Source organism: Opitutaceae bacterium (assembly GCA_015075305.1).
In the GTDB taxonomy this organism is placed as follows: domain Bacteria; phylum Verrucomicrobiota; class Verrucomicrobiia; order Opitutales; family Opitutaceae; genus UBA6669.
The window spans coordinates 32153-50384 of record JABTUS010000013.1 but is presented as its reverse complement, the minus strand read 5'-3'; the positions used below and the strand labels follow the sequence as shown (position 1 = coordinate 50384).

General features: G+C 60.8%; 13 protein-coding genes. 8 read left to right on the top strand and 5 right to left on the bottom strand.

All coding sequences use genetic code 11. The features are described 5' to 3' along the window. From HS122_19975 to HS122_19965, 3 genes are all read left to right on the top strand, one after another. The coding region (locus HS122_19975) for an RHS repeat-associated core domain-containing protein (GenBank protein ID MBE7540674.1) at positions 1-1087 on the top strand (1087 nt) is incomplete at its 5' end. Between the two features lie 89 nt (positions 1088-1176). After that, complete coding sequence (locus HS122_19970) at positions 1177-1542, top strand: hypothetical protein (protein ID MBE7540673.1); 366 nt, start codon at positions 1177-1179, stop codon at positions 1540-1542. Positions 1543-1601: 59 nt separating this feature from the next. Next, the gene (locus HS122_19965; GenBank protein ID MBE7540672.1) at positions 1602-1979 is read left to right on the top strand and encodes a hypothetical protein; all 378 of its coding nucleotides are present in this window, start codon (positions 1602-1604) and stop codon (positions 1977-1979) included. Between the two features lie 634 nt (positions 1980-2613). Here HS122_19965 and HS122_19960 read toward each other — a convergent pair. The 3 genes from HS122_19960 to HS122_19950 all read right to left on the bottom strand — a co-directional run bounded on the left by HS122_19960 (position 2614) and on the right by HS122_19950 (position 3788). Then, a complete protein-coding gene (locus HS122_19960) occupies positions 2614-3057 on the bottom strand; it encodes a type II toxin-antitoxin system VapC family toxin (protein ID MBE7540671.1) in 444 nt (147 codons plus the stop codon). Beyond that, positions 3054-3299, bottom strand: a complete 246-nt coding sequence (locus HS122_19955) for a type II toxin-antitoxin system Phd/YefM family antitoxin (GenBank protein ID MBE7540670.1) — start codon at positions 3297-3299, stop codon at positions 3054-3056. Before HS122_19955 ends, HS122_19960 begins: the two co-directional genes overlap by 4 nt. Positions 3300-3458: 159 nt before the next feature. Continuing rightward, complete coding sequence (locus HS122_19950) at positions 3459-3788, bottom strand: transposase (GenBank protein ID MBE7540669.1); 330 nt, start codon at positions 3786-3788, stop codon at positions 3459-3461. 52 nt (positions 3789-3840) lie between these two features. Here HS122_19950 and HS122_19945 point away from each other — a divergent pair, with 52 nt between their 5' ends. The 3 genes from HS122_19945 to HS122_19935 all read left to right on the top strand — a co-directional run bounded on the left by HS122_19945 (position 3841) and on the right by HS122_19935 (position 6383). Beyond that, entirely contained in the window at positions 3841-4512 is a 672-nt protein-coding gene (locus HS122_19945; GenBank protein MBE7540668.1) for a helix-turn-helix domain containing protein, read from the top strand. Between the two features lie 67 nt (positions 4513-4579). Next, positions 4580-5935, top strand: coding sequence for an Nramp family divalent metal transporter (locus HS122_19940; GenBank protein MBE7540667.1), 1356 nt, complete (start codon positions 4580-4582; stop codon positions 5933-5935). Between the two features lie 10 nt (positions 5936-5945). Next, positions 5946-6383, top strand: coding sequence for a universal stress protein (locus HS122_19935; protein MBE7540666.1), 438 nt, complete (start codon positions 5946-5948; stop codon positions 6381-6383). A gap of 715 nt (positions 6384-7098) precedes the next feature. On the opposite strand, the gene HS122_19930 is transcribed toward HS122_19935, so the two are convergent. After that, entirely contained in the window at positions 7099-8325 is a 1227-nt protein-coding gene (locus HS122_19930) for a Glu/Leu/Phe/Val dehydrogenase (protein ID MBE7540665.1), read from the bottom strand. Positions 8326-8544: 219 nt separating this feature from the next. On the opposite strand from HS122_19930, the gene HS122_19925 reads away from it, so the two are divergent. Continuing rightward, positions 8545-9957, top strand: coding sequence for a hypothetical protein (locus HS122_19925; GenBank protein MBE7540664.1), 1413 nt, complete (start codon positions 8545-8547; stop codon positions 9955-9957). Here HS122_19925 and uvrA read toward each other — a convergent pair. Continuing rightward, a complete protein-coding gene (uvrA, locus tag HS122_19920; protein MBE7540663.1) occupies positions 9938-15772 on the bottom strand; it encodes an excinuclease ABC subunit UvrA in 5835 nt (1944 codons plus the stop codon). The two genes, HS122_19925 and uvrA, sit on opposite strands and share 20 nt — an antisense overlap. Positions 15773-16020: 248 nt before the next feature. Between uvrA and HS122_19915 the strand changes: the two genes are divergently transcribed. Continuing rightward, complete coding sequence (locus HS122_19915) at positions 16021-18138, top strand: acetylxylan esterase (GenBank protein ID MBE7540662.1); 2118 nt, start codon at positions 16021-16023, stop codon at positions 18136-18138. Positions 18139-18232 lie beyond the last annotated feature (94 nt).

The following is an 18232-nucleotide window of genomic DNA, read 5'->3' as shown; positions in this document are numbered from 1 at the left end:
TGGCCTCCTCACCCACGCCCACGGAACCAAGGAATACTTTTCGGATCTTGGGTTGTACAACTATGGCAGACGATTCTACGACCCGAAAAGCGGCCGCTTCATCGGCCGGGACCCGATTCAGGAAAACGGCGGCTTGAATTTGTATGCCTTCGTGAGAAACAACCCGGCGAATTTGTGGGATTATCTGGGGATGATTGAAGATGGGATGTGTTGGAGTCAGTCTTCACTGCTAGCAGTGCCATGCGGATCAACACTCGATACGGGTATGACGATGGATCCGGTTTTTGTGACTTCTCCTGGAGGCCGATATTTTGAGAAAGGCGGATGGGACAATGCTGTGAAGCTTGAACTTTTTGTTGTAGAGGCTCCGATGTGGCGACCTCCCTCAGTTGAAATCAACTTCGACGGTGTTTTGAGCCCTCCACGAAATAATGCCGGATCAACATTTCCTGGATACATGGGGGGTGGCGGAGTTCCTCAAAACAAGAGAGCGAAGGAGGCACCACTCGATTTGATGAAGAAACTCTGTGGAACTGAAGCAGGTCGAGCACTTGTGGAGGCTCTACAGAACGGTAGTCGCACTGTTCGCGAGGTGGCGTCAGACCAGCTCTCTTCGAATCTCCAAGCAGCGACAGCCATGACTGCAGGGACATCGAATGAAGCGACAGGAGTAATCTATTTGTTTCCAGGTAACTACTCGAATCTCGCAAACACATTAGCGAACTCACGGTTCAATTACGGTGGTTCGACTGTTGACTTCGGAGCTTCGACGCTAATCCACGAGACTTTGCACTTCAATAATCCGGCTCCTCCCGGGCCCGTTCCAGCGGGTCAAACTGGGCGATTCGAAGAAGCATTGGTGCGGCAGCTGACAGATCGAGCGCTTCCGAGCTACAATCTTCCACAAATCTTCGGGCTTCCAGACAGGTTCCAAAACTATCTCGGCACAGTGCCGAATCACGGGACGAACTTGGCGACCGGGAAAGCCACCAATGATTACGGGCAGAAGGCAACCAGTTCGATCATGTCGCAGCTAGATGCGGCTTCGTCGGAACTCAACGGTTGGGACTGCTCGCGCGTGAAATGAACTCTAACGTGCTCAGAGCTGTTTGGATTGCGGTCGTCTGTTGTGCAGCCTGTAGCTTCGGGCACGCTGCGACAGCAGCAGAATCGAAAATGACACCAGCGAAGAGTGAAGCTGCAGATGAATGGTCTGGCTTAGCACTCGCCGTGAAAGCGGCGCTCGAATGGTGGCAAAAACGGGCGACGGGTTTCCCCGAGTTCCAAGTGTCGCCCCCGAGGCCAAGCTGGGAATTGATGAAGGATCCGTTTTCGAAAGATAAGGCGATAACGTATACGGTGCTCTCTGAAGATGGAAAAGACGTGTGGTTTGCGGCGCACCGTGGTGATCGTCCGACCTACTGGGAAGTCAGCATGCCAACGCGCGCGAATTGCACTCTCGTTTACAGCGTCGCTGTTGATGCTGCTAACAAAGAAGCGCGGGTGTGGGAAGTGAGATTCGTCTATCCTGCGACTCTCTGAGTCATTCCCACGGCGTCGGCCCATACACGTACGATGCGCGCCGTTTCCGCTCGACAGTATTGCAGGAAGGCACGGCCTACGCGGATTATGGCGACGCCACCAACCGACAGTTTGCCTACAATGGACGCGGGGAATTGACCTCGGGCATCGGCTACCTTGGCACGAATGTGACGAGCCAGGCCGCTCCTCTGCCAGGTCGCCGCCATGAATACGCCTACGATTCCATCGGCAACCGGCAGTGGTCCAACAGCACCGGAGTCAGCGGGCTGCGCGACGAAGCAAACTCGAGAGAAATGTACCGCCCCTTCAGGGCTCTCTGTTTTCGGTTCACCCGTGAACCCATGGCGTCGCCATGGGCTGGGGATATGGCACCCCTTTGGGGCTCCCGATTTCCGACTCAGTCGCTCACCTCGAACCCATCGCTTCGCCATCTGTAGGGGATGTATCGCCCCGTAGGGGCTGAGGCATGTCAGTACAACTTGAGGTCACATTGTGCGATGCCGATGGGGAATTGAACCGGCGGCGTCTTGTGGTCGGCGTCGCCCGGGCACAACAGAGCGCGCCCCTCCATTCTTTTTTTGTAGGTGCGGAAATCGACGATTGCGAGCGCTGAACGGTGCTATGGGCAGCGGAGGTAGATTCGAGAGAATTGTGCCGCCCCTTCAGGGCTCTCTGTTCTCGGTTCACGCGTCAACTCATGGCGTTGCCATGGGCTGGGGACATTGCGCTCCTTCAGGGCTTGAACTTGCTTTCTCATTCAACACCCATGACGTTGCCATGGGCTGGGGATATTGCGCCCATTCGAGGCTCGAATTTGCGAGTGACAGCAGTTTCCAAGGCGCTGCTGCGGGATTGCCTGGTATGCGCGATTGTTGCGACTGAAATAGAGAAACCTGTCGCGTTGCGGCGGGCGCTGCCTTGGGACTTTGGTTTGGCCTTGCCATTCGGTCTCGTCACGGAGCCGTGACAGGCAGTTGCCCGCTCGCCGCTGCGTGCATGCCGATTCCCGTTGTGCCACTGCGCTACGTCGCAGGCCGCGGATGGCTTCATGCTCGCACTTCAGGGTGGGGCTCAGTTGCCGGCGGTAAGATCGAGACCCTTGAGCTTGAAGTAGGGCGCGGCTGCCAGCAGATGGCGATCGTTGGAACATATCTCCCTGAATCCGGCTTCGCGGGCTGTGACAAGATGCAGGCAGTCGGCCGAGCGCACGAAGACGGAGGGGGGAAGTTGGGCAAACGCAGACTCGACCGCTTCCAGGATTTCCATGGAGACGGGCAGGAAGTGCCAGATACCGTCGCGGCAATCCTGTCGAAACTGGGCCAGAACCTCGCGGTGCTCGGTCGCGGAAAGTGAGCCTTCGCGCAACTTGCGGTGAAAAACCGCAGCCACTTCGGCCCGGCTGAACCAGGAGCTGGCAATCCGACCGGCTTCGCTGGCGCACGCAACGATCGTCTGATATCCGGGTTCAGGCAGGTAGCACTTTGCGAGAAAAGCGCTGTCGAAGTACCGCATCAACGATCACGGTCTTCTGAGATCAACGCGCCGCTCTCGGAACCAAGGTGGGACTTGGCGAGGAATCGTTTGAAGCCGGGCCGGAGTCGGCGGTCTGAAAAGCAGGGGAGGCCGGCGGGATCGCTGGCAGGTACAAGCCTGGCAACGGTCTCGCCACGGTCCGTCACAATCAGGGGCTGGCGCGCGGCAGAGCGCACATAGTGGCCGGTGCGTGTGTGAAGTTCGCGGATGGAGACGGTTTTCACGGCGATTGTGTCCAATGTGTCACATCAAAGGGAACAGTCAAGGTGAACCCCGTTCACTCGCACCGGTGTTGGTGAATGTCACTCGGATGAATGAGCGATTGCCGGGTGCATCGACAAGGTATAGAACCAGCCGAAAGAATCAAACCCACGGCTGTCCAGTTATGACCAGTTGGTTTCCAACTGTTTAGGAATATCGAATGATGGACTGCTTGTATTGACTTTCGTAAACAGCTCTTGCAAGAGAACTTGCTCAAGCGATGAGGCACTGACGATTTGCAAAATTTCATAGAGCGACACCGGGAGGTTCTTGCGCTGCCTGGCAATGGCGACGAGCAGGTGAGCGCCCAGCGCCGACCAGATAAGGATGCGGACGCCGTTTGGCGAATTGCTGAAGAATCCTCGCAGGCGCTGGTGTTGTTTGAGCCATCGAAAAAACGTCTCGATGCCCCAGCGACGTCCGTAGACCTGAGCGACGACAAATGGTATGATCCGGGGACATGGGTAACAAACTGTCCGGGGACATGGGTTACACTTTCAGGCTATGGCCTGGAACGAAGAAACCCTCATGGAACAGAAGCATCGGTTTGTCAGTCTCGCGGCCACGGGCCGCTTCACGTTTACCGAATTGTGCGCGGACTTTCACGTTAGTCGGAAGACCGGCCACAAGTGGTGGAAGCGTTACCGTCGGAAAGGCACCGCGGGATTGCGCGAGCGCAGCCGCCGTCCGCAAGGATGCTCGCACCAGACCGCCGGGCAGATCCAGGGGCTGATCGTGCGATTGCGCCGCAGGCACCGGACGTGGGGATCGAAAAAGCTGCGCAAACTGTTGCGCCGCGACCACGGCATCCGGCGGCCGCCGGCATGCAGCACCATAGCAGCGATCCTGCGGCGTCACGGCTTGAGTCAGCGTCCGCGACGCAAGCCGGGCCTCTACACGGTGCCGCGCCGTGCACTGACGACACCGACGCATCCGAACCATGTCTGGACGGTGGACTTCAAAGGCTGGTTCACTCTGGGCAACGGGCAGCGCTGCGATCCCCTGACGGTGTGTGATCTGTTCAGCCGCTACTATCTGGCCTGCCGAGCCCAACCCAATCAGCAGTCTTCAACGAGGATTGGCACCATACATGTCGGTGTTTGGAATCACCGGCACGCATTTCACAGCCATATCATGGAGTACGGCGGGTTTTGCCACGGAGGGCACGGACGATGAATTCTCTCTTCCTCCCCGGAACCGTGCGGAGCCCAGGGAAGTCCCACCTTCGAACGCATCGTCATCTATGGAAATGACCCCGTCCCTTCCTCCAGATACAGGTTGGCGGCAAAGCAATGGCACGCCGTCGCTTCCCGAGGTGCATGGATCGATTCCGGTGCAACCTCACTCGAGCTTCTGGAGAAAGCAGATGGCTTTCACCGGACCGGGACTGCTCGTCGCGGTTGGTTACATGGACCCGGGAAACTGGGCGACCGACCTCGCGGGTGGCGCCCAATTCGGCTATACGTTGCTGTCTGTCGTCCTGATTTCGAATCTGATGGCTATCCTGCTTCAGCATCTCGCGTTGAAGCTGGGCATCGTCACCGGACGTGATCTCGCGCAGGCCTGCCGCGATCAGTATTCGCGGCCAGCGACAGTCGTGCTGTGGCTCTTGTGCGAAGTGGCGATTATTGCGTGCGATCTCGCCGAGGTTCTCGGCTCGGCTATCGCACTCAATCTTCTCTTTGGCCTGCCGCTGCTCGTCGGCGTGTTGATCACGGCTGCGGATGTCCTCGTGGTCCTGCTGCTACAGAACAAGGGCTTTCGTTACATCGAATGTCTCGTCGGCGGTCTGATGGCCCTCATCGGCGCCTGTTTTGCCTACGAGATGATCGTCTCGCATCCGGTCGTCGCGGACGCGCTCGTCGGGCTCATGCCCAGTCCGCAGATCGTGAGCAATCCCGCGACGCTTTATATCGCCATCGGCATCCTCGGGGCCACGGTGATGCCACACAATCTCTATCTGCACTCCAGCATCGTGCAGACCCGGGCGTTCGCCAAGACCTCCGAGGGAAAAACGATGGCCGTGAAGTTCGCGAGCATCGACTCGACGCTGGCGCTGCTGATCGCATTTTTCATCAACGCCGCCATCTTGATTCTCAGTGCCGCGACATTCCACCGGACCGGCCGGCACGATGTCGCCGAGATCAAGGACGCCTATCTTTTGCTCACGCCAGTTCTGGCCGCGCCTCTGGCCAGCGCACTGTTTGCTGTCGCCCTGCTGGCCTCCGGTCAGAATTCCACGCTCACAGGCACACTCGCCGGGCAGATAGTGATGGAGGGATTTCTCAACATCCGGCTGCGGCCTTGGGTGCGACGCATGATCACCCGGCTGCTGGCCATGGTGCCCGCAGTGATCGTGGTTGCCGTGGCCGGTGAGAACGGCGTGGGACGCCTGCTCATCCTCAGCCAGGTCGTTCTCTCGCTTCAGCTCAGTTTCGCCGTAGTCCCGCTCGTGCTGTTCACCAGCGACCGGAAGAAAATGGGCGATCACGTCAACGCCCCCTGGCTGCGTCGTCTCGCGTGGCTCGTCACGATCATTATCGCGGGGCTCAACATCCACCTTCTCGGGCAAACCGTCCTTGGCTGGATACGCCCGTGAACCAATCCCGATGTACAATACGATTCTCGTCCCTCTCGATCTCACTTCCGCCGACGCAACGATTCTTCCGCACGTTGAGTCGCTGGCGCACTGGGGAGGGGCCCAGTTGCATCTTCTTCATGTCGCCGATGGTCACGCCGCGCGGAATCGAGAGCAGCTCAACCTCGCGGACTCGCCCGAGATTGTCGCTGACCGCGAGCATCTCGCCCGGCATCGGGCGGAGCTGGCCGGCAAAGGTTTCGATGTGACATCGCATCTCGCATGCGGCGACCCCATCCGCGAGATCCTTCGGATTGCGCGAGAAACGAACTGCGATCTAATCGCGATGGCGACGCACGGGCACGGATTCGTGAACGACGTGCTGCTGGGCAGTGTCGCCGAAGGCGTCCGGCACCGCACCGATATCCCCGTTCTTTTGGTTAGGGTCAAAATGGATGAGAAAACATGACTGACCGCGCCCGCCAAAAAGACTCGGCAGCGCACGAACACAATCGTCGGGATGGCCCCGATACCGATCACGAAGCCTTTCCCACGGGGTCGGCCCCTGACCTTTGTGGTGATCAAGAAAAGCAAGAGCACACGAGGCGGGCATCGCCTACGCGGACTTTGGCGACGCCACAAACCCCCAATTTGCCTACAATGGACGCGGGGAACTGACCGCGGGGATCGGCTACCTCGGTACGAATGTGACGAGCCAGGCTGCGCCGCTGCCGGGTCGCCGCCATGAATACGCCTACGATTCCATCGGCAACCGTCATTGGTCCAACAGCACGGGTGTGAGCGGGCTGCGCGATGAAGCAAACTCGAGAGAAATGTGCCGCCCCTTCAGGGCTCTCTGTTTTCGGTTCATCTGTGAACCCATGGCGTTGCCATGGGCTGGTGATATTGCACCCCTTCGGGGCTTCGCATTCCGACTCAGCCCGAACCCATGGCGTTGCCATGGGCTGGTGACAGGAGGCAGATTGTCCATGGTCCGCCAGGCTCCCTTGAACTCGTCGATCTCCGCGATCAGGCCAGGGATTTCAGGGGTGATTTTCAGGCTCTGGCAATTGAACATTACGCAATGGGGCACCCAATTCCACCCAATTGGCAAGGAGGTCCACTCTTCACCCGTTTCGAGCGCGCCCTGCGCGGGTGAAGTTCACCGCGAAATCCTGTTTTGGTCACGGGAAGAGCCCGCGGCTCTGTTTTGCCTCGGCGACGCGCGAGATGCCCAGGGTGAGCGCGGCGAGCCGGCGGCTGAACTTGAACTTGCGCTTCTGGTATTCGACGGAGTGCCTGGCCTTGTCGAGCATCGCGAAGAGCTTGGCGAGGACCTCTTCGCGGGACCAGTAGTAGTGCTGCAGGTTCTGCAGCCACTCGAAGTAGGAGACGATCACCCCGCCGGAATTGCAGAGCACGTCGGGGATCACCTCGATGTCACCCCGACGTTCGATGACGCGGTCGGCCTGGTTGGTTGTGGGTCCGTTTGCGGCCTCGGCGAGAATCCTGCATTGAAGGTGCGGGGCATTTTCATGCGTGATCACCCGCTCGAGCGCGGCGGGAACAAGCACGGTGCATTTTGTCGTCAGAAGCTGTTCGTTCGTGATCTCGTCGCCTCCGTCGAAATCCTTGAGGAACCGGCTGAACTTCAGGTACTCGACGGCCTTCTTCACATTGATGCCCTTTGCATTGTGAAAGGCTCCGGAGAGATCCGAGATGGCCACGACCTTGATGCCGTAGTTGTCGAGGGCGAGGGCGGTTTCCGATCCGACGTTGCCGAATCCCTGGATTGCGACCGTGGCCTCGCCGACGGGAATGTTGAGATCGGCGAGGTAGGACTTGATCAGGTAGGCCACACCCGCGCCCGTGGCTTCTCGGCGGCCCTGGGAGCCGCCGAGAGAGAGTGGTTTTCCTGTGACGATGGCGGGCTCCAGGCGGCCGACGTGATTGGAGTAGGTGTCGAGCATCCAGCCCATGATCCTTTCGTTCGTGCCGACATCAGGGGCCGGCACGTCGATCTGGGGGCCGATGAAGGGAATCAGCTCCTGCATGTAACGGCGTGAAAGCCGCTCGAGTTCACCTTCGGAAAGCTTGCCCGGATCGACGATAACGCCGCCCTTGGCACCACCGTAGGGAATGCCCGCCAGCGAGCATTTCCAGCTCATCCACATCGCGAGCGCGGCTACCTCGCCGATCGTGACATCCGGATGGAAACGGACGCCGCCCTTGGACGGACCCGTCGACAGATTGTGCTGAACCCGGTAGCCCTCAAAAATTGTCACCGTTCCATTGTCCATCCGGACCGGCAGGGACACGGCCATGCAGCGTCGCGGCCACTTGGTTCTGTCCCGGACGGCTTCCGGAATGCTTATCGCATCGGCGGCCTGGTCAAACTGCCGGCAGGCCATGCGGAAAACATCGGAGTTGTATAGCGGAGAAACAATGGCTTTTGACATGACGGTTTTGGATGGTGTCTCGGAACGATTGCAGCGTCGGTTCTACAAAGGATATCAATCGTCAAAATCGATGAATCGCAACCCCTCTCATTCGATACTGAGGCGTGGTGCGATGCACGGTCGTCCAAAGGCGGTTGAAAACCGCATGCGGTCCGGTCCAGAGTGATTTGAATGTCATCGTTACTCGCGAAACTGGCTGCCTGGCTCCTGCAGAAACTTGCGGTTGTGACATTGATTGTTGTCCTGGCGCTGGTGGCGTATGCGCTGTACTTTTTCATTCAGGACCAGCGCGCGGCCAAGGGCGGGAACAGCCAGGTGGTGGCTGCGCTGAAGGGTGAGAAGGAGCGTTTGTTGACGCTGAAGACGCAGATCGAGTCGCGCATCGCCTCAATTCAGGCGGAGGCGGCGTTGCAAAAGGACAGAATTCAGAGGGCCGAGAAAATCCTGGGGATGCTGCGCGAACTTTCAAGCTGGTGGGACCGGCTGTTTGGCAACGCCGAGCAGCAGCGCATGAACGAAGAGCAGGCGAAGAAGGTGGAGGCGTTGAAAAAGGAGGCGGCCGGAAAACTCCCGGAGATTGAACGGCTGCTGACGCACACGCTGTGGGAGAAGGAGGGTGTGGCGCTTTCGCTCGAACGAGTCGATCGTCAGATTGTCCATGCGGAAAACGCGGACGCCGCGGGCATGCGCTATCTGAAGGCCGCGTGGGATGCGAGCAAGTGGTACATCGCGGTTGCGCTGGCGACCTACCTGTTTGGACCGACACTCTGGAAGCTCTTCATGTACTACGGCATCGCGCCACTCGTGGCTGCCGGCAGGCCGCTTCGATTCAGTTCGGTGGCTGGCTTCAATCCGGATGTCGGTCCCAGCCATGTATCCGTGGATTCGCTCCTGTGGCCGGGGGAGCGCCTGCGCGTGAAGGAAAAGTACCTGCAGGCGAGTGATGAAGGTCTGACCCGAAAGACGCGATTCCTTCTCGATTGGAGCATTCCCTTCACGAGTCTTGCCTGCGGACTGTCGGAACTTGTCGAGATGCGGAACTCAACCGCGGGAGCGCAGTATCTTGTCACCTTTTCCAATGCCAAGGATCCGCACATCGAGCTGGCGGTGGTGCAGGTGCCGCAGGGTGGATCATTGATCCTGAGGCCGAGTTATCTCGCAGGGGCAATCAATCCAGCCGGTGAACGCCTGCGCATTTCAAGACGGTGGGTGATTTGGAGGTGGCTGTCTTGGGTGACCCTGCAGTTCAGGTTTTTCGAATTCAGGGGACCCTGCCGCCTGATTGTCGCGGGAACACGGGGTGTGCGCGCCGAGCACCTGACGGAGCGGGATGGACAGGCACGCGCGGCCCGCAGGACCAATCAGGATGCCACGATCGGGTTTACGCCGAATCTGGCCTATCGGCCCGTCAGGGCGGAGACCTTCTGGGGCTACTATCGCGACATGAATCCGCTGTTCGACGATCTCTTTGCCGGACCGGGCGTTTTCATCTGTCAGGAAACAGCGCAGGCGGGTGCGGCTGAGAAGGCGGGAAAATTCTGGGCATCCATCTGGAACGGGCTGCTCAAGGTCTTCGGGATGTAGCGGTCTCGCCGCGTTTCGGAAGTGAGCTGGCGTCGGAAGTGAGCTTCTTGCGAAGGTAGGGGGCGGTTGGGCTTTGCCTGTTGCGCAGCAGACCTTGAAGCGGGCCCTGATAAATGAGCTCGCCTCCATTTGGGCCACCATCCGGTCCGAGTTCGATGATCCAGTCGGCTTCTGCGAGCAGGTCGAGGTGGTGCTCGATGACAACAACGCTGTGTCCCTGATCGACCAGGGCATGCAGCAGGGCGATGAGCCGTTCGCAATCGCTCAGGTGGAGTCCGATCGTAGGTTCCTCAAGCAGGTAGAGATTGCGCGGCTGCTGCCCGCGGCTGCGCTCGCGGAAGGTCGCGAGCCCGTGCGAGAGTTCGGTCACCAGCTTCAGGCGCTGGGCCTCGCCACCGGAGAGGGAAGGGGAGCTTTGTCCAAGCGTCAGGTAGCCGAGGCCGCAGTCGTTCATCAGCCTGCAGACCTGGGAAATGCGGGAGTGAAAATCAAAGAATTCAACCGCTTCCTCAAAGGACAGGCGCAGCACCTCACCGATGCTCTTCCCCTTCCATGTGACACCGGCGAGCTCCGGGCCGTAGCGAAGTCCCTGGCAGTCGTCGCAGGGCAGGTAGGTGTCGGGCATGAAGGCCATTTCCATGCGGATGCGACCGCCGCCCTCGCAGGTCGGGCAGCGTCCTCCCGGTGTGTTGAACGAAAAACGACCCGGTGCGTAGCCACGGACCTTCGACTCCGGCAGCGCAGCGAAGAATTGTCGGATGAGATCGAAGATGCCGAGATAGGTCGCCGGTGTGGACCTTGGGGTTTTTCCGATCGGTGATTGATCGACCTCGATGACTGAGCGGAAGGCATTGCCACCGGTGAGCAGGGCAAAGGGAGGAGCCGATGGCCTGGCAGTGCCTCCGTCAGCAGCGAACTTTGAGTTCCTGACAAAGTCCTTTCCGTTGAGGCGTTCGAGATCGCCGGCGATGGCGTGCTTGACGGCGGGGTGCAGCAGGTCGCGAAACAGGGTGGATTTGCCCGCGCCGCTGGGGCCGGCGACCATGACGAGCCGCGCTGGTGGAATCGCGATGTCGAAGCCCTTGAGATTGCGGAAATGCGCCTTTGTCAGTCGCAGCCAGTCGCGTCCATGCGGACCATCCGGTACCGTCCGGTAGGATCGGCGAGAAGGGTGGATGATGCCGCGCTCAAGGAACAGTCCTGTGATCGAGCTCTTGCTGCTTCTGATTTCTACAGGCGTTCCGTTGGCGAGCAGTTCTCCGCCATGAATGCCGGCGGCCGGGCCGAGATCCACGATGCGGTCAGCCCGCTGCATGATTTCATCGTCGTGTTCGACGACGAGCAGCGAGTTCCCCTTGTCGCGCAGTTTCAGCAGCGTTTCGATGAGGCGGTTGTTGTCGCGCGCATGCAGCCCGATGCTGGGTTCGTCGAGAACGTAGAGCACGCCGGCGAGATTGGTGCCGAGCTGGGCGGCGAGACGAATGCGCTGGGCCTCCCCGCCCGACAGCGTGTCGGTGGGGCGGTCCAGTGAAAGATAACCCAGTCCCACGTGGTCAAGAAAACGGAGACGCTCCCTGATCTGGGGAATGACGTCCTGCGTGATCAGTCTCCCGCGCGCATCGAGTTCAAGTCGCCCCAGCGTGGCAAGCAGCTCGGCGGGGGTCGACCGCAGCAGCGATGGCAGGGAGATGGCGGTCCTTCCGCCGCGCAGGTGGAGCTTCACGGCGCGTGCGATGCGGTTGAGTCGCTCGCCGTGACATTCCGGACAGGGTGTGCCCTCGGAGGCGAGGTCCTCGGCGGATTCAATGCCGAACAGGCGAAGGCGCACGGCGGGGTCTTCGTCATCGGCCTCCTCGTCGATCTCCAGCATCCACGGAAAGACACGGCCGTGCCCGCGGCAGGTCGGGCACCATCCACGCGGCGAATTGTGGGAAAAATGCTTCGGATCCAGTTCCGGGAAACTCTCGCCGGTCTCGGCGTCGGTCCGGGTTGTCGAAAGCCAGGAGATGATCTTCCCCTGCGCCGTGGACAGAAAGCAGGATCCCTTTCCGATGCGAAGGGCATCCTTGAGAAACTCCGCGGGTCCTGTGCGGCGGGCCTCCGGGCTGCGCGTTGATCCCCGCCTGTTCTTCGCGGATCCGGATCCCTCGGGATCGATGACAGCCTTCAGGTCGCCGACCACAACCTCGATGTCGTGCTCCTTGTAGCGGTCGACTCCCTTGAAATCCTTCACGCGCACGATGCCTCCATCGACCCGCATGAGCGGGTATCCGTGCTCAGCGATCCAGGAGGCAATGGGCAGGTGATGCCCCTTCCTGCCGCGTATGAGTGGGGCGCAGAGCAGAATCTGCCTTGAGCGTTTTGCACCGGGCGTCTCCAGCAGGCGCTCCATGTGGGTCGTCAGACGCCGGAGCGACATCGGTTCGACGGGCTTGTCCGTGTCGGGATTGTGCTGAACCCCGAGCCGCGCGTAGAGCAGGCGCAGGTACTGGGCGACCTCGGTTATCGTGGCGACCGTGGATTTTCTCGATCCCCGGGTAACGCGCTGCTCAATCGCGACCGTCGGTGGAATTCCCGAGAGCCGGTCGATGTCGGGGCGCGGCAGTTGTTCGACGAACTGGCGCGCATAGGGCGACATCGCCTCCATGAACCGGCGCTGCCCCTCGGCGAACACGATGTCGAAGGCCAGCGTCGACTTGCCCGAGCCCGACACTCCCGTGACCACGATGAGCTCGCGGTGCGGAAGCGAGACCGAGAGATTCTTCAGATTGTTCTCCCGGGCGCCAATCAACGTGAGCGCCTGGCTCGCGGGAGCGGCGATCGTGTCACTGGATTTTGAATACACTCCCTGCGCCTCCGCCACAGCCTGCGGACGGTCCTCTCCTTCGCGCGCCTCGCCCAGCGCCTGGGCGAGGAATGGCGCCGTCGCGGTTTTCCCTCCTGCCGAGGACTCGGGCGTGCCGGCCGACACGATGCGTCCGCCGTCAGCGCCCGCCCCCGGGCCGATCTCGACGATCCAGTCGGCGGACTTGAGCACATCGAGATTGTGCTCGATCACCACCACACTGTGCCCCCGCCCCACCAGGGATTGAAGGACGCCGACGAGACGCAGGACGTCATGGCGATGCAGTCCCGTGGTGGGTTCGTCGAGCAGGAGCAGCGCGTGGGAGGGATCGTCCGAGGCGAACGCACCCAGGTACCGCACGAGTTTGAGACGCTGCGCCTCGCCTCCGCTCAGCGTGTTCAGGGGCTGCCCCAGCGTCAGGTAGTCGAGTCCCACGGCCTCGAGCGGAGCCAGTCGCCGCTGGATGCGCGGTTCGTCCGCAAAGATGAGGATCGCCTCCCTCACCGGGGTGGAGAGAAGATCGGAGATGGAATGGCCGTTCCAGGAGATGGCCAGCACCTCCGGTTTGAAGCGGCGACCCTCGCAGATGGGGCAGGGGACAAAGACATCGGACAGGAACTGCATTTCCACGCGTTCGTATCCGAGCCCCCGGCAGTGCTCGCAGCGACCGTCGCCGCTGTTGAAGGAAAAACTGGAGGAGGAGAAGCCGTTTTTCCGCGCCTCGGGCAGTTTTCCAAAAAGGTCCCGTATGAGATCCCAGGCGCCGGTGTACACGGCGGGATTCGAGCGCGGCGTGCGCGTCAACGGCGATTGATCGACCAGCATCACCTCGGAAAACTCGAGATCGGTCGTGATGCTCTCCATACTGGCTGGATCCTCCGTCAACTGATGGGCCTTTGTGAGCAGGCCTTGATGGATGGCGTGGTCGAGCAACGTTGATTTGCCCGAACCGGATACACCGCTCAGGCAGACGAACCGTCGCAGCGGAATGTCGATGTCGACGCCATGGAGATTGTGCTTGGTGACCTTCCTCAGCCTCAGGTGAGGATCCGATGGGGAAACGGCACGACGCGTGGATGGCACGGGAACGCTGCGGCGTCCGGACACGTATGCGCCGGTGAGGCTGGACGGGGATTTCAGCAGGTCTTCCAGGGATCCTTGGAAGACAATCTCCCCGCCGCGCGCGCCGGGCTCCGGTCCGACTTCGATCACGTGGTCCGCCGCGCAGATCATGGCCTCGTCGTGCTCGACAACGACGACCGTGTTGCCCGCGTCCGTCAGTGTGCGCACGATGGAAATGAGCCGGTCGATGTCGCGCGGATGAAGACCGACGCTGGGTTCATCGAGGACGAACAAGGTGTCGACGAGCGAGGTTCCGAGGCATGATGTCAGGTTCACGCGCTGAACCTCGCCGCCCGAGAGGGTCTTGGATGTCCGGTCCAGCGTGAGGTAAGCCAGCCCCACCTCGTCGAGGTAGCGCAGCCGGGTGAGGATGGAATCGAAGGCGATTGACGCGCTGTGTGAGCCGGCATGCCCAGCCGCGGAAGATGGGGATGACTCCAGAATGGCGCGAAGGTCGCCCACCGGCATCGCATACAGCGATGGCAGTGTGTGGCCGTTCCATTTCCAGCAGAGCGATTCCGGCTGCAGCCGGGTGCCGCGGCAGGCGGGGCAGGGGTTGTAGGCGCGGTAGCGCGAGAGGAAGACGCGCACGTGCATCTTGTAGGTGTTCTTTTCGAGCCATCGAAAGAAACCCTTCACGCCATACCAGGCCTTCGGCCATTCGAGTCCGTTTTCACCGTAGCCATCCTCTCCGTCGATGACGAATCGGCGCTGCGCTTCGGTCAGGCTGGAGAACGGCACGCGTGTGGGGATCCTTTGCTTTCGCGCGACGCGGAGCAGATCATCCCTGGATGCGCTGTACACCTCGCCTTCCCAGCACTTGATCGCGCCCTCCTCGATGGAGAGGTTTCCGTCGGGTATGGCCCGCCGGTAGTCGATCTCGATGATTCGCCCGAAGCCGCGGCACTGCGGGCAGGCACCGAGGGGCGAATTGAACGAGAAAAGCGCGGGTGACGCGGCGCGGAAGGTGCGTCCCGTCGCGGGCGAATGGAGACCGCGCGAGTAGCGGCTGAGTTCGGTGAGCGATTCAGCGTCGAAGAGCTGGACCTGTCCCTGGCCGAAGTGCAGCGCCGCTTCAACCGCCTCAAGAAACCGCGCCCTGGTTTCAGGCAGTGCGGCCAGACGATCCTGGGCGACCGTGATTGCCGTTTGTGCACGGAGCAGAGAGGCATCCTTCAGCAGATCCTCGATGCGCCGCACGATAATTCGCGCAGGAGCGGTGTCCGTTTCGGGGACGAGCGCTCGAACGTAGGCCTGTGCCTTGAGGCTGGCCAGAATCTCCTCCCATGCCAGCTTCTCCGGTTTCCGAATCGTGAATCCGATGATGAGATTGCGGCCGCTGTGCCGCTCGAGCGTTTTTGTCCAGATCGACTGAGGGGTGTCGTCCTCCACTCTTTCCCCCGTCACGGGATCGAAGCAGTGTGCGACATGGCTGAACCACACCTTGAAGTAGTCGGTCAGCTCCGTCATCGTGCCCACCGTCGAGCGCGAGGTCTTGACCGTGTTGGACTGCTCGATCGCGATGGACGGCCGGATGTTTTCGATCGAATCGACCCTTGGCTTGTCCAGGAGGTCGAGAAACTGCCGGGTGTAGGCGCTGAACGTCTCGACATAGCGCCGCTGTCCCTCGGCGTGCAGCGTGTCGAAGACGAGCGACGATTTGCCCGCCCCGCTCAGTCCTGTGACGACAACGTATTTTCCGAGCGGCACATCCAGATCGAATCCCTTGAGATTGTTCTGGCGCACGCCCTTGAGCCGGATGCACTCCGGGCGGGGCGATGCGGGCCCTGCTGAAGCTGGATGAACGGCCGAAGAATGGGAATCCACGTGATCACGAAGGCGGACGATTCGAAAAACTCAACTGCGTGAATATGGATGCAGGGTGTTTCCATCTGGGATGCATGACACACCGGACGCGCCTCCCGCAAACATGGCGCGAAATATAATGGCGTGCATGTGCGTCGACCGGGGGAATTCGATTGAACTCCCTTCGGCGCACAATTCCTCTCCCTGCTTTCCCCTCCCTGGAACCTCAGAACATTTTAATGCCCATGAAGCCACAGATGCGTGATCAAGATTCCGCTGTTGATTCAAGAATGGTCCTCCTCGACGCGAAGCGCGCTTTCGCACCCATGCGGATGATGTGGCGTGCCGCCCAGGCACTGCTCCTGGCCATAGCCTTTTTCCATGTGCCGCAGAATGTGCATGGACAGGAGGCTGCGCAGGACCCGCTGGGTGTGCTGCCCGTGGCTGCGGTGGTGAAGAAGGGGGAGGGGCCGCTGCGGGATGTTCTGCGACAGGAATCGCTTGCCATGCTCGAAAAGCGTCGGAGGGCGTATGAAGCCATCAATGGAAAGGAGAAGATCGCGGAGTACCAGAAGCGTCTCCGGGAGCACTTCATTGAGTCGCTGGGAGGGTTTCCCGAGCGCACTCCGTTGAACGCGCGTGTCACCGGCGAGCTTCGCGGCGAGGGCTTCCGCGTTGAAAAGGTCCTGTTTGAAAGCCAGCCGGGGTTTGTCGTGTCGGCCAACCTGTATCTCCCGCTCGAGGGAAAGGCGCCGCACCCCGTGGTGTTGATGCCGTGCGGACATTCCGGAAGCGGAAAAGCCGCATACCAGGCGCCGGCGATGATCTTGGCCCGGAATGGACTCGCCGTATTCTGCTTCGATCCGATCGGCCAGGGGGAGCGTCGTCAGACCGTGCGGGTGGAGGACGTCGGGGGCAGGTCTTCGTTTGATCCGACGGTTGAGCACACTACAATTGCGGTGGCCCCCATCCTCCTTGGGAGGAATCTTGTCACCGACATGATCTGGGATGGCATGCGGGCGGCCGACTATCTCGAAACCCGCGCAGATCTGGATCCAAAGCGGATAGCGGTTTCCGGCAATTCCGGAGGAGGGATGATGACGTCCTACCTGATCGCTCTCGAGCCCCGGCTCGTGGCTGCCGCTCCCGGGTGCTTCATCACGACGAGTGCGCGAAAGAATGAACATCCCGGCCCCGGGGATCCCGAGCAGGACATTTTTGCACAGTACCGCTACGGGATGGACATTCCCGACTACTTGGTGATGGCCGCGCCGCGGCCGGTCCTGATCCTGTCCGCCACGCGCGACTATGTGCCGATTGCCGGTGCATGGGAGGCGTTCCGGGATGCGAAACGAATCTACACGCGGCTTGGGTATCCGGAACGCATCGATCTCGTGGAGACGGATGCGACGCATGGATTCAGCCTGCAGCTCCGCGAGGGCGCGGTACGATGGATGCGGCGCTGGCTGCTGGGGATTGACGAGCCGGTTTTCGAAAAGGAAACGCCGCATTTCAGCAACGAGGAGATCCAGTGCACGCCGAAGGGGTCAGTGCTTTCGCTTCCTGGAGCGCGCTCAATCTACGACCTCAATCGCGAACGCGCTGCGCGACTTGCGCATGAAAGAAAGTCCGTGTGGGCGGAGCTGACGGACGCCGCCCGGCGCGAACGCATCAGAGAGGTCGCGAACATCAGAAATGTTGACACGCTGCCCCCCCTCCGCGCCGAAAGCAGGGGGTCCCTCAAACGCCCTGGCATGACGATTGAGCGCCTGATTTTTTCGCGCGACGGTGATGTCCCGCTTCCCGCCCTCAGATTCACGCCTGCGCAACCCGCGGCGCGAGCCTGCCTTTATGTGCATGGCGCTGGCAAGCAGGCGGATGCCGGGGAGGACGGACCGATCGCGAAGCTTGTCGCCGACGGCACGGAGGTGCTGGCGGTTGACCTTCGTGGTTTTGGGGAAACCAGCATGAAGGCCTGGCGCAGGGGACCCGCAGCGGTTGCCGGGGACAATGGCGCCGAGTATCTGGTCGCCTACATGATGGGCAGGTCGCTTTTGGGAATGAGGGCGGAGGATATCCTTGGCGTGGTGAAGGCCTGGAAGGCGATGCCGGGCGGACCTGCAGCCTCGATCGAGATGATCGCGTTGGAGGATGCGGCTGTACCAGCGCTCAATGCCGCGGCGGCTTATCCTGCAAGTTTCTCCTCCGTGCGATTGGTCAGGTCCATTGAGTCGTGGGAGAGCGTCATTGACGCAACCGTGCCTCACCGCCAGTTGGAGTCTGCCATCCACGGGGTGTTGCGCACCTACGATCTGACGGACTTGGTGCCGCTCGCCGGGCGGGTCAAGTATGTCGATCCCGTGGATGGTGCGGGCCGGCCGCTGGGCGCGGGTCATTCAGCCCGGTAGCGTGACGGCTGGTGACCGAATGCTGCGACACCCATTGGAGCGCGGCATCGCAGATCAGGGATGCCTTCAAGTTGGGGGCGGGCACGATTCGTGG

Bases quoted from the DNA above. Each gene is read 5' to 3' on its own strand.
- HS122_19915 (MBE7540662.1), top strand. From the start codon at position 16,021: ATGGTCCTCCTCGACGCGAAGCGCGCTTTCGCACCCATGCGGATGATG.
- HS122_19935 (MBE7540666.1), top strand. From the start codon at position 5,946: ATGTACAATACGATTCTCGTCCCTCTCGATCTCACTTCCGCCGACGCA.
- HS122_19945 (MBE7540668.1), top strand. From the start codon at position 3,841: ATGGCCTGGAACGAAGAAACCCTCATGGAACAGAAGCATCGGTTTGTC.
- HS122_19925 (MBE7540664.1), top strand. From the start codon at position 8,545: ATGTCATCGTTACTCGCGAAACTGGCTGCCTGGCTCCTGCAGAAACTT.
- HS122_19940 (MBE7540667.1), top strand. From the start codon at position 4,580: ATGGAAATGACCCCGTCCCTTCCTCCAGATACAGGTTGGCGGCAAAGC.
- HS122_19970 (MBE7540673.1), top strand. From the start codon at position 1,177: ATGACACCAGCGAAGAGTGAAGCTGCAGATGAATGGTCTGGCTTAGCA.
- HS122_19930 (MBE7540665.1), bottom strand. From the start codon at position 8,325: ATGGCCTGCCGGCAGTTTGACCAGGCCGCCGATGCGATAAGCATTCCG.